Below are 11793 nucleotides of genomic sequence, written 5' to 3' on the forward strand. Positions count from 1 at the left end.
GACAAACACCCAGGCAGACTGACCTGGCTTCGATACGTTCTGTTCAACCCGCCTTTTTGGCGGGTTTTCTTTTTTGTGTTTTCCGTACAAATCAGAGCGTGCCAATTGACAACTTTTTCACCTCAGCCGTGCCAAGGTAATGACTCATCCGTGAAACACTTGGCCCGCCCTCCCCAGCGGGCCTTTTCTTTGCCTGCGCGCTAGTCGAAAGCGCCGTTGAGTACTTCGTATATCACCCCCGTGGCGACTGCCACCAGAATCAGGTCGACACCCGCCTGCATCCATTCATAACCGTCATAACGCGGCAGCTGGCCCAGCAACCGGCCATCGAGCTTCTTGGCGATGCCTGGGGGCAATGGCTTGCCACGCGCCAGGTTCTTCTGGATGCCGGGAGGCAATGCAGGCCCCGGGCTCCAGTAATCGCGGTGCCCACCCAGGATACCGAGCACATCGCCACGGTCGATCACGGGACCACCGTGACCGCCATCGTGCTTGCCCGCCCCTTGGTTGCCATGGTTCTGCTGGGATTGCCCCTTGCCGTGCCCCTTGCCATTACCCGGGTCGGCGAAAGATATGCAGGGCGCCAGTGCCAGTGCGATGGATGTCAGTGTGGCAATGACTGTGCGGCGTTTGCTCATTGCTGCTTGCCTCTGAGGATTGGGGTCTGTGCAATCCTAGCCCATGACAATGACATGGGCTTCGCCATGACCCTGCTTGAGCAATCAGGCCTATCGGCACCACAGGCCGCGATAATGAGTGGATATCCCTGCAAAGGTCCGCAGGTCTGGAGGCGCGGGCTGCCCTGCAAAATCTGGCAACACTTGCCGGCCACCCCGTCGATGAAACTCAATGGGATCGATGCTGTCCCATTGCCATCGGTTACTGCCGAGGCCATCCGATAACGCTCACAGACGTGGCAAGGTCCACGTCGCGAAGCGATCCTGAAACGGCCTCGATATCCCGGTCTACCGGCGCGCGCATCCCGACTGTCGAGGATGCCGCCCCCATTTTTCAAGGCTGAAAGAGCGAACCATGAAACAGAACATTCTCCTCGTTGCCGTCTGCGCCGCCCTGCTCCAGGCATGTGCCCCGGCTTCCACCTCCCATGAAGGGACGCCTTCCATGCCTGCCACTGCCGCATCCAGCGCAACCCAGCCCAAACTCTCGGCCTACTACTGGAACCTGGTAGCGGCCAACGACGCGTCGGGCAAGCCCATCACCGCCATGGCCCCAGGCATCGAAGGCAAACTGCGGTTGAACTTCGCCGAACGCAACCTGAACATCAGCGGCGGCTGCAACAACCAGTTCGGCGGCTATTCCTACCAGGACGGCGTACTGAAGGTGCAATCACTGGCCTCGACCATGAAGGCCTGCGACAAGCCCCTGATGGAACTGGACGCCCAGGTCGGGCGCCTGTTCAAGGGCGACCTGCGCACCACCCTCTCCGACGATGCCGGGGAGCCAGTGCTGCAACTGACCACCCAGGACGGCTCGGTGCTGAAGTTCCAGGGTGAAGCCACCCCGGAAACCCGCTATGGCAGCAAGGGCGAGATCAAGTTCCTGGAAGTGGCCGCCAAGACCGTCAAGTGCAGCCACCCGCTGATCCCCAACTACCAGTGCCTGCAAGTGCGCGAGCGTCGCTATGACGACGCCGGCCTGCAGCTGGCGACCCAGGACAGCTGGCACCCGCTGTACCAGTCCATCGAGGGCTTCGAGCACCGTGACGGCGTGCGCACCGTGCTGCGCGTGAAGCAATACGAATGGAAGAACCCGCCGGCCGACGCCCCGTCGCAGGTCTATGTGCTGGACTTGGTGGTCGAGCAGGACGCTTCGGGCAAGTAATTGCCAGTCGGCACAGGCCGCCCTGCAGCGGCCTGTGCCTGGAACCGACGGCGGCTCAGGTAAGCGCCGCGTTGACCTGCGCACTGTCGACGTATTGCTCCATGCTGACGATCTTGCCGCTGTCCAGCCGGTACAGGTGGGCAAAGGTTGCGGTCATCGCCTTCCCGGTCTTGCGATAGGTGCCCGAGTAGACGCCAAAGGCGGCAACCCTGTCGTCCTCGGCCACATAGGTATGCACCTTGGCCTGGTAGCCATCCCATTCGCTGGCCAGGCGATGGAACACACCCTCCATGATCGCCTGCGGGCCGACATAGGTACCGGCATAAGGGAAGCCGGCCGCCTCGGTCCAGATCACGTCCGCAGCCAGCGCCGCCAGCAGATTCCGGCCATTCTGTTCGGCTGAGCCTTCGTACTAGGCTCGGATGATGTCCAGGTTGCTCTTGCTCATGGTTTTACCCCCACCTTCAGCTCGCGAATGAAGGCCTGAGGATCTGAAAAGATAGCGCTGGCAGGTAACAACTGCATGGCGTCGTCCGCTTGTTGCAGAACGAATGTCGGCACGCCTCGGCCGCCCACGCGACCCAGCAAGGCACGCCCCTGCCCCACACGATCGTCGTTGGCCTGCAGCAAGGCCGAATCCGGGCGCGTCAGCCGCTCGGCGGCGGCATTCAAGCCCAGGTTCGCCAGCACTGCTGTCAACGTCTCCAACCGGGTTACATCCAGGCCATCAACATAGCGCGCCGCCTGAATCGCCTTGAGCGCTTCGAACTCGTGCTCAGGCGAAGTCAGGTTCACTGCGCTGAGCGCCAGGGTAGACGGACCACTGTCGAACGCCTGAACACGGTCGGCGAGTACCTGGTCGCGGTAGCGTTCAGTGAAGGTTTGCCCGGTCAGGCGCTCGATACGCTGGTCGTTGCTCCAGGCGTACGCCGCAAAGTCATCATCCATGGCGCGAGCACCGCTGCCGGAAAACAGCCCCGTCGGTATCAGGCGCAACACAAGGCCCGTGGATTCGAGAACCTGGGGCAAAGGTCCCCCTGCACCGTAGCACCAGCCGCACAGTGGATCGTAGAGGTAAACCAGGGTCTTGTTCATGGTGAAACGCCTTGAATGGAATGCCTCGAATCTTATAGTGCATGTATTGACATTTAAACGCATACAAAATAAACACACTGTATGTTAAATACAGACATTAAAGAGTGTATCAATGACCGGCGCTTCCAGCCTGAACAGGCTTGCGTACTTCACCGCGGTGGTCGAAACCGGCTCCTTCACCGCAGCAGCAGAGCGCCTCGGCATCACCAAGGCCGTGGTCAGCCAACAGGTGGCGCGACTGGAAAGCGACTGTCGCACCACACTGCTGGTACGAAGCACGCGAAAAGTCCGCACCACCGAGGCGGGCCAACAGTTCTACCACCGCTGCGCCCTGATCCTCAAAGAGGCTGAAGAGGCTTTCGAGGAACTGTCCGAAGCCGCCAGCGAGCCGACGGGCACCCTACGCCTGACCGCCCCCTTCGATTACGGCATCGGTGTCGTGGTACCGGCCATCACCGCATTCTCGCAGCGATATCCGCAGTGCAAGGTCGAGGCACACTTCAGCGACCAGACCCTGGATCTGGGCGCCAACGATCTGGACCTTTCCATTCGCGTTGGCTGGATTACCGAGCAACATCTGCAGGCCCGGCGAATCGGCGAGTTTGCGCAACGGTTGGTGGCCGGCCCTCAGTGGCAAGCGCGAGTGGACAAACTGCAGGCCCCGGCGGATCTGGCCGAGCTACCGATCGTGGCGAACCTGGCGCTGCGAGAACCGACCCGTTGGCTATTTGCCAAGGGTGCCTCGCAACGCGAAACAGTGGAGATGAGAGCCAGCCTGTCGCTCAACGCCACCTTGGCGGTACGCGAAGCCACGCTGCTCGGGGCCGGGCTATCGGTCCTTCCGGACTATGTGGCGGAACCTGACCTGCAGGCAGGCCGGCTGATCGAGGTGCTGCCGCAGTGGTCGCTGCCTCGAGGCGAGATCCATGCGGTCTTCCCGACGGCTCGCTTTCGACCGGTCAAGGTGCGGGCATTCATCGAGCTTCTGGCAAGCCACCTGGCTTGATTAGATGGCACAGACCGTCAGGTCAGGGCACGCCCACGCAGCCGCCGACAATGCTACGCTCCTGGGATCACAGCCATCCAAGGGAATGGAGATGAGCTTCGACTGGCATGCTGGACCGATCACCCGCGCCACCCCGCTGGACCGGCACTACCGGAACACGCAGAAGGTCCGGCGGTTCCTGGTCGGTGAATGTGGCGAGACCTTCAAGTTCGACCGCGCTTTCATGGCCTGGATCAAGAGCGCAGCGCCTGCCACCATGGGGGAAGTTGCGGATGAGTGGCTACGCAGACGCGGCTGATCCAGGCCGCTTGCTGTCCCACGCTGGCCGCCCTTGCTCCCACCCTGGATGCTACCCGGTAGCCGCCTTCAGGATTGGCCTTTTTTAGCGTGGAACGGTGCGAAGGTCATACCGAAGAACCAGCCGCCGATCATTGCCAGCCAGATCGATTTGTATCCCTCCACGTTGTAGGCGCAGCAATAGTTGATCGCCGTAATCACAACGAAAATCGAGAAAAACTGCTTGCGGGAGTACCTGCTCAGGTAACGGGTGGCGGCTGCGTCCAGTTCTTTGAGCTTTTTCATTGCGTTTCATCCTTGAATAACCCGTAGAGGATCACAGCGAATTTACCGGTGGTCACACACTTTCCTTCGTGGCCCAAGATTGCCCCAGATGGCGGGGCGACGAACAATTCGCAGGCATTAAAAAACCGCAGCCCCAGATCTGCGGGGTTTTGCCAATCTTCCAGCCTGTCCGCCAATGGGCTTGCAGCGCTGGCACCCAACTGAACCAGTCTCGCCGCGCGTCCAAGCATCCCCCGAAGGGCCACCCTGGCTGTGGCGAGCCTGAATCAGAAATGAAAAAGCCCAGCGCGACGGCTGGGCTCTATTACGCAAGGAGATAGAAGATCATGGAGTCCAGTAAGCAATCTTGCCGGCTGCACCAACAGCTACAAAATTGCCGTTGCCGTAGGCGACGCTCCGGATATCGGTTCCTGCGAAAGTGTTGGCTTGCTGAACCCAGCCGATCCCATCCTCGGAAACGGCTGTTTTGCCGCCGTCGCCGACAGCTACATACTTGCCATTACCGTAAGCAATGTCGCGGATGATGGTTCCACCGAAACTGGTATCTTCAACAGCAGTCCAGGTAAGCCCATCGGATGAATATGCCATCTTGCCATCCGCACCAACGATAAACATTTTCCCGTTGCAAAGCTTCATGGAAAGGATGGTGCTAGTGCCGAAGGTGCTGGTTCTGGTCGCGAATGATTGCGGATTACCCGTTGGCATCTTCACAGCGCTAAGCAGCTTCCCATTCGATCCCGCAATCAACACAAAAACGCCAATGACGTTGACGCAGTGCACAGTCTCGCTAGAAGTGAAGGTCGTAGTGCGCTCCACCGTGCCTGACCAATCCTCATAACGGGAAAAGACTTTACCGTTAGACCCAACCAGTATCCAGGTCGCGATGTCGCCGTAAATTGGCTGATAATACACAATGCCATGCAAGTCTACATACGCGCGAGCAGCTGCCGTAAGGTCTGTCCAAGCATTTAAAGGGCGTGCAATGCTGCCGTGGACCACATTGCCGGATTGAGAAAGGCCTTGAAGCGTTGTCCCAAGACCGTTCCAGTACAGCTCGTTGAGGACCTTTCCGCTATCAGAGGTGACGGCGCCCTTAAGCTTGGTCCACGCTGTACCAGTTGCGTCTCCAGTGACAACCTGAGTGGTTGTGGGAAGACCGTTGCCACCAGCCGCATAAAACTTGCCTTGCGCAAAAACCACGCGCCTAAGCATGCCGGTGTTCTCCACCGGGTCTACTTGAGTCCAAAGATCTTGCAAGGTTTGAGACGCCGAGTTTGCGTTATCCATTTTAAACTCCGTTACTGAGCTGATTTAAGTTCAGGCCTCTGTATTGGGCGTATGGCGCTCATGGGCGATGGTTCGAGACTCGAGGTCCTCTGGCGAAGATCAGGGGTGATGAGGTTTCACCAACCTCAGACTTGTCGCTGATGTAGGTAACTATGCCACATAAGTACTGTATATTCAACCAGTATTCTGGGTTTTTGTTCAGCGAACTTCGGCGCATCCACCGCACTTGAGTGGACTCGCTGATCGACATGCTCCGGTGATGCCCGGCTTGTGGGACGCGAAATTTCCTTCGATGTCCCAGATTTGTCCCAAATAGGACGTCCCGGGACAATCCGCAGACATGAAAAAAGCCCCGCAACCAAAATGATTGCGGGGCTTTCGAATGGTGGAGGCCGAGGTCGGAATCGAACCGGCGTAGACGGATTTGCAATCCGGAGCATAACCACTTTGCTACTCGGCCTCAAAGTCGGAGTCAGCTTTCGCTATCTCCTTGAAACCGCTGGGCTTTTTCAAGTCAGCTGCGTTTCGATGGACGCCATTATGTCGGCATTCGATGCACCTTGCAACCCCCTTGAAGAAAAAAATCTTCAAGGGGTTCAAGGTGTTAGCGCAGACGCCCGAGTTTGCTCCACAAGCCGACCAGGGTGTTCTCCACCGCCCCGCTGGCGGCAACGCCGATACGCTCCTGCAGGCTCTTGCGCTCGGCGAATCGCAGGTGGAACACATTGGCCTCGCGGGCACTGCGGCTCAGGTACTCGTCGCTGGTGCCCAGTTCGTCGACCAGCTGGCGATTGAGCGCGGCGATGCCCAGCCAGACTTCGCCGGTCGCCACCTCGTCTATATGAAGCTGCGGGCGATAGCGGGCGACGAAGTCCTTGAACAGCTGGTGAGTGATGTCCAGGTCTTCCTGGAACTTCTCCCGGCCCTTGTCGGTGTTCTCGCCGAACACGGTCAGGGTGCGTTTGTATTCGCCGGCAGTCAGCACTTCGAAATCGATGTCGTGCTTTTTCAGCAGGCGGTTGACGTTGGGCATCTGCGCCACCACGCCGATCGAGCCCAGCACCGCGAACGGCGCACTGACGATTTTCTCGCCGATGCAGGCCATCATGTAGCCGCCGCTGGCGGCAACCTTGTCGATGCAGATGGTCAGCGGGATGCCGGCCTCGCGGATGCGCGCCAGCTGCGAAGCCGCCAGGCCATAGCTGTGCACCAGGCCACCGCCGCTCTCCAGGCGCAACACCACCTCGTCACGCGGGGTGGCCAGGGTCAGCAGCGCGGTGATCTCGTTGCGCAGGCTCTCGGTGGCCGAGGCCTTGATGTCGCCGTCGAAGTCGAGGACGAACACCCGGCGCTTGTCCTCGGGCTTTTTCTTCTGCTGTTTTTCCGCCTTGGCCTGCTGCTTGCGCAGGGCCTTGAGCTGGGCCTTGTCGAGCAGGCCCGATTCCAGGCGCTCGCGCAGTTCCTTGTAGAACTCGTTGAGACGGGTAACCTGCAACTGCCCACCCGGCTTGCGCCGCCCTTTGCCACGCAGGCCGGCGATGGCCGACAGCACCACCAGGATGGCGATCACCAGGGTGGCGGTTTTGGCGAGAAAGCTTGCGTATTCGGCAAGAAACTCCACATTGACTCCTTGATAAACCAGCGCCGCAAGGGCGCGAACTGGATGCAAGCATACCGGGGCGCCAGAGCCGCTGCCAGCCGGTGAAAATGCTGGCAACACAGTTCAAACGACCTTTTCAAACGCTTGTATGTTTTTTCGTTGACAGCCCGCCTGGGGCAACCTAACCTCGCAGCAACCTCCAACCGGGCCGGACTTCAACGTGGGCAATCTCTACCTGATCCGACATGGCCAAGCCTCCTTCGGTGCCGCTGACTACGACGTCCTCTCGCCGGTGGGCGAGCGTCAGAGCCAGGCACTGGGCGAGCACCTCGCCCAGCTGGGCCTGCGCCTGGACCGTTGCGTGGCCGGCACCCTGCGTCGCCAGCAGGACACCGCCCGCCTGGCCCTGGACGCGCTGCAGGCCCATGGCGAGGCAGTCCCGACCATAGAGACCGACGCGGCCTTCAACGAGTTCGACGCCGACGGCGTGATCCGCGCCCTGCTCCCGGCCCTGCTGCCCGAAGAGCCCGAGGCCCTGCATGTGCTGCGCAACGGCGCCCAGCACCGCGGCGAGTTCCAGCGCCTGTTCGCCCTGATGGTGCAGCGCTGGCACGACGGCGAACATGCCCACGACGAACACCTGGAAACCTGGCAGGCCTTCACCGGCCGGGTCGGCGATGGCCTGCGGCGCCTGCTCGACAGCGCGGCCAGTGGCGACAACATCGCCCTGTTCACCTCCGGCGGCACCATCGCCGCCCTGCTGCACCTGGTAAGCGGAATCACGCCGGCTCAGGCGTTCACCCTGAACTGGCAGATCATCAACACGTCGCTCAGCCACCTGAAGTTCCGTGGCCGCGACGTCACCCTGGCTTCCTTCAACAGCCAAGCCCATGTGCGGCTGTTGCGGTTGCCGGAGCTCGTCACCTACCGATGAGCCCGGTCTGTTGTGTCCTTGCGGACGCGAAAATCACTTAACAAGGAATACACCATGAGCGATGTAGCTAAAGCCGTCGAGGCGATGAAGGCAAAATTCAACCCATCCGCTGCCGCCGGCCTGGACCTGGTGTTCGGCTTCAACATCACCGACGAAGACAAGCACTACGCCCTGCTGGTCAAGGATGGCACCTGCGAGATCCAGGAAGGCGAGAACGCCGACGCCAACTGCACCCTGGTACTGGACAGCGACACCCTCAAGGGCATCGTCAGCGGTGACACCGACGGCATGCAGGCCTTCATGAGCGGCAAGCTGCGCGTCGAAGGCGACATGATGCTGTCGATGAAGCTCAGCGAGCTGTTCCCGGCCTGATCGGCGCGGCGAATCGCCAATGAAAAAACCGAAGCCGCATGTGCTTCGGTTTTTTTTCGCCTGCCGCAAGGCCCGCCCATCAGGGCCATTGATCGCCCGGCAACACCCAGGCCAATAAACGTCTGGCACGCTTGTACCAGCTTTGACAGGAAATTAGATTAGCCAATAGTCCTTGCTACCGATCATAAGGAAATCGCATGACGCTCACCGACCAGTCCACCCAGGTACGCCCCGGCGAAGAACTCGACGCGGCCGTCATCGATCCGTACCTCAAGGATCACATTCCCGGTCTCGCGGGCACACCGAGCATCAGCCAGTTCCCCGGCGGCGCCTCCAACCTGACCTACCTGGTCAGCTACCCGGACCGGGAGTTCGTGCTGCGCCGCCCGCCGTTCGGCCACAAGGCCAAGTCGGCCCACGACATGGGCCGTGAGTTCCGCATCCTCAACCAGCTCAACGCCGGCTTCCCCTATTGCCCCAAGGCCTACGTGCACTGCACCGACGAGTCGCTGATCGGCGGCGAGTTCTATGTGATGGAACGGGTCAACGGCATCATCCTGCGCTCGGACATCCCCGCCGAACTGGACCTGGACGCCGGCCGCACCGAAGCCCTGTGCAAGAGCTTCATCGACCGCCTGGTCGAGCTGCACCAGGTGGACTACCACGCCTGTGGCCTGGCCGACCTGGGCAAGCCGGAAGGCTATGTGCAGCGCCAGATCGAAGGCTGGGCCAGCCGCTACGAAGAAGCCCTGACGCCCGACGCGCCGCGCTGGGAGCAGGTGATCGCCTGGCTGCGCGAGAAGATGCCCGCCGACCACCCGCGCCCGGGCATCGTGCACAACGACTACCGCTTCGACAACGTCATCCTCGACAGCGCCAACCCGATGCGCATCATCGGCGTGCTGGACTGGGAGATGGCCACCATCGGCGACCCGCTGATGGACCTGGGCAACAGCCTGGCCTACTGGATCGAGGCCGGCGACCCGGCGCCGGTGCAACTGATGCGCCGCCAGCCGAGCAATGCCCCGGGCATGCTCACTCGCCAGCAGTTCGTCGACTACTACGCCGAGCGCGCCGGCATCCGCATCGACAACTTCGACTTCTACTATTGCTACGGCCTGTTCCGCCTGGCCGGCATCGTCCAGCAGATCTACTACCGCTTCTTCCACGGCCAGACCCAGGACAAGCGCTTCGCCCAGTTCATCCACATGAACCGGCTGCTGGAGCAGATGAGCCTGCAACTGATCGGCAAATCCAGCCTGTAATCCCGGCAGACAACAAGGAATACGCGCATGTCCAAGACCCACCTGTTCGACCTCGACGGCAAGATCGCCTTCGTTTCCGGCGCCAGCCGCGGCATCGGCGAAGCCATCGCCCACCTGCTGGCCCAGCAGGGTGCCCATGTGATCGTCTCCAGCCGCAAGCTCGACGGTTGCCAGCAGGTGGCCGAGGCGATCGTCGCCGCCGGCGGCAAGGCCACCGCGGTGGCCTGCCACATCGGCGAGATGGAGCAGATCCAGCAGGTGTTCGCCGGCATCCGCGAGCAGTTCGGCCGCCTCGACATCCTGGTCAACAACGCCGCCACCAACCCGCAGTTCTGCAACGTCCTGGACACCGACCTGGGCGCATTCCAGAAGACCGTCGACGTCAATATCCGCGGCTACTTCTTCATGTCGGTGGAAGCCGGCAAGCTGATGCGCGAGCACGGCGGCGGCAGCATCATCAACGTGGCCTCGATCAATGGCGTCTCGCCCGGGCTGTTCCAGGGCATCTACTCGGTGACCAAGGCGGCGGTGATCAACATGACCAAGGTCTTCGCCAAGGAGTGCGCGCAGTTCGGCATCCGCTGCAACGCCCTGCTGCCGGGGCTGACCGACACCAAGTTCGCCTCGGCGCTGGTGAAGAACGACAGCATCCGCAACGCCGCGCTGCAGCAGATCCCGCTCAAGCGCGTGGCCGACCCGAGCGAGATGGCCGGCGCGGTGCTGTACCTGGCCAGCGATGCCTCCAGCTATACCACCGGCACCGCACTCAATGTCGATGGTGGGTTCCTGTCCTGAGGACGCTGGCCCCTGGCTGAAATGGTGCGGGGTTCGTGGGAGCGGGCTTGCCCCGCGATTGCAATGGCGGCCCTTATCGCGGGGCAAGCCCGCTCCCACGACTCGCGTACACGCAATTCTCGACCTCTACCCCTTGACCGCCTGCAGTGTATAGCTCAGCGGCAACCGCCACGGCGCCTCGTTCAGGCGCCACTCGCCGTCATCGCCCAGCGTCATCTGCCCCGGCAGCGCTTCCCAGGGGATGCTCTGGTGCTCCTCCAGGCCGGTGATGCGCAGGCCGTTGTTCAGCAGCGCGGTGATCACCTCACCCAGGCCATGGTTCCACTCATGGGTTTCGGTCTGGGTCAGTGCCCGGTCGGTTTCGACATACGTCTCGTCGCTGTGCCACACCGTCGGTGCCTCGCGCTCGAAATACGGGTACTCCAGTTGCAGGCGGTCCTGATGGTCCTCGTTCACGGCCATCAGCATCGGGTGGCCGTCGCGCAGGAACAGCCGCCCGCCCGGCTTGAGCAACGCCGCCACGGTCTGCGCCCAGCGCTCGATGCTCGGCAGCCAGCACAGCGCGCCGATGCCGGTGTAGACCAGGTCGAAAGCCCCCACAGGCAATACCTGCGCGGCCTGATAGACGTCCGATTCGACATAGGCGATGCCCGCGCCACAGCGCTCGGCCAGCTGGCGTGCCTGGGCCAGGGACGCCGCGGAGAAATCCAGGCCGCAGACCTCGGCGCCCAGTCGCGCCAGCGACAGGGTGTCGGTGCCGATATGGCATTGCAGGTGCACCGCGCGCAGGCCGTGGATATCGCCCAGGCGCGGCAGGTCGAAGCGCACCACCTCGGACAGGTGCCCGGGCTCGGCGATGAAGCGCTCGACCTCGTAGTCCCCGGAGGCGGCGTGCAGGGGTGCGCGCTCGTCCCAGCTGGCGCGGTTGAGTTCCAGTGATCGGCTCATTACGGTGCTTCCCTGTCCTGAGTGAGTCAGGCGCCACGTTAACCGGCCCCGACAAACCCGGCAACCA

General features: G+C 61.7%; 13 protein-coding genes, 1 tRNA gene and 1 pseudogene. 7 read left to right on the forward strand and 8 right to left on the reverse strand.

Annotated elements, in window-relative coordinates:
* Nucleotides 1–200: 200 nt before the first annotated feature.
* Complete coding sequence (locus tag VUG52_RS16385; RefSeq protein ID WP_050706263.1) at nt 201–638, reverse strand: anti-virulence regulator CigR family protein; 438 nt, start codon at nt 636–638, stop codon at nt 201–203.
* Nucleotides 639–1122: 484 nt separating this feature from the next.
* Here VUG52_RS16385 and VUG52_RS16390 point away from each other — a divergent pair, with 484 nt between their 5' ends.
* A complete protein-coding gene (locus tag VUG52_RS16390; RefSeq protein WP_256206007.1) occupies nt 1123–1842 on the forward strand; it encodes an META and DUF4377 domain-containing protein in 720 nt (239 codons plus the stop codon).
* A gap of 55 nt (nt 1843–1897) precedes the next feature.
* On the opposite strand, the pseudogene VUG52_RS16395 reads toward VUG52_RS16390, so the two are convergent.
* Together VUG52_RS16395 and VUG52_RS16400 are read right to left on the reverse strand one after the other, a co-directional pair.
* Nucleotides 1898–2239 (reverse strand): annotated as a pseudogene (locus VUG52_RS16395) (nuclear transport factor 2 family protein); the annotation flags it as partial.
* A 47-nt stretch (nt 2240–2286) separates the two neighbouring features.
* A complete protein-coding gene (locus VUG52_RS16400; RefSeq protein ID WP_050706266.1) occupies nt 2287–2937 on the reverse strand; it encodes a DsbA family protein in 651 nt (216 codons plus the stop codon).
* Between the two features lie 112 nt (nt 2938–3049).
* On the opposite strand from VUG52_RS16400, the gene VUG52_RS16405 reads away from it, so the two are divergent.
* Complete coding sequence (locus VUG52_RS16405) at nt 3050–3943, forward strand: LysR family transcriptional regulator (protein ID WP_050706267.1); 894 nt, start codon at nt 3050–3052, stop codon at nt 3941–3943.
* 91 nt (nt 3944–4034) lie between these two features.
* A complete protein-coding gene (locus tag VUG52_RS16410; RefSeq protein WP_050706268.1) occupies nt 4035–4241 on the forward strand; it encodes a DUF6434 domain-containing protein in 207 nt (68 codons plus the stop codon).
* 68 nt (nt 4242–4309) lie between these two features.
* On the opposite strand, the gene VUG52_RS16415 is transcribed toward VUG52_RS16410, so the two are convergent.
* The 4 genes from VUG52_RS16415 to sohB form a co-directional block, all read right to left on the reverse strand.
* Entirely contained in the window at nt 4310–4525 is a 216-nt protein-coding gene (locus VUG52_RS16415) for a hypothetical protein (RefSeq protein WP_050706269.1), read from the reverse strand.
* A gap of 324 nt (nt 4526–4849) precedes the next feature.
* Nucleotides 4850–5812, reverse strand: coding sequence for a hypothetical protein (locus VUG52_RS16420; protein ID WP_050706270.1), 963 nt, complete (start codon nt 5810–5812; stop codon nt 4850–4852).
* Nucleotides 5813–6198: 386 nt separating this feature from the next.
* Nucleotides 6199–6272: transfer RNA gene (locus VUG52_RS16425), tRNA-Cys, on the reverse strand.
* A gap of 144 nt (nt 6273–6416) precedes the next feature.
* A complete protein-coding gene (sohB, locus tag VUG52_RS16430; RefSeq protein ID WP_050706271.1) occupies nt 6417–7433 on the reverse strand; it encodes a protease SohB in 1017 nt (338 codons plus the stop codon).
* 199 nt (nt 7434–7632) lie between these two features.
* On the opposite strand from sohB, the gene VUG52_RS16435 reads away from it, so the two are divergent.
* The 4 genes from VUG52_RS16435 to VUG52_RS16450 all read left to right on the forward strand — a co-directional run bounded on the left by VUG52_RS16435 (nt 7633) and on the right by VUG52_RS16450 (nt 10778).
* A complete protein-coding gene (locus tag VUG52_RS16435) occupies nt 7633–8346 on the forward strand; it encodes a histidine phosphatase family protein (RefSeq protein WP_050706278.1) in 714 nt (237 codons plus the stop codon).
* A gap of 54 nt (nt 8347–8400) precedes the next feature.
* The gene (locus VUG52_RS16440; protein ID WP_050706279.1) at nt 8401–8718 is read left to right on the forward strand and encodes an SCP2 sterol-binding domain-containing protein; all 318 of its coding nucleotides are present in this window, start codon (nt 8401–8403) and stop codon (nt 8716–8718) included.
* A 197-nt stretch (nt 8719–8915) separates the two neighbouring features.
* Nucleotides 8916–9983: a phosphotransferase family protein gene (locus VUG52_RS16445; RefSeq protein WP_050706280.1), complete on the forward strand. Its 1068-nt coding sequence runs from the start codon at nt 8916–8918 to the stop codon at nt 9981–9983.
* Between the two features lie 27 nt (nt 9984–10010).
* Nucleotides 10011–10778, forward strand: coding sequence for an SDR family oxidoreductase (locus VUG52_RS16450; protein WP_046856224.1), 768 nt, complete (start codon nt 10011–10013; stop codon nt 10776–10778).
* Nucleotides 10779–10904: 126 nt separating this feature from the next.
* Here the strand turns inward: VUG52_RS16450 and VUG52_RS16455 are convergent, their stop codons facing one another.
* Complete coding sequence (locus VUG52_RS16455) at nt 10905–11726, reverse strand: class I SAM-dependent methyltransferase (protein ID WP_050706281.1); 822 nt, start codon at nt 11724–11726, stop codon at nt 10905–10907.
* Between the last annotated feature and the right edge of the window lie 67 nt (nt 11727–11793).

The sequence above is a fragment of the Pseudomonas sp. LH21 genome (assembly GCF_036549575.1).
Taxonomy (GTDB): Bacteria; Pseudomonadota; Gammaproteobacteria; order Pseudomonadales; family Pseudomonadaceae; genus Aquipseudomonas; species Aquipseudomonas peradeniyensis.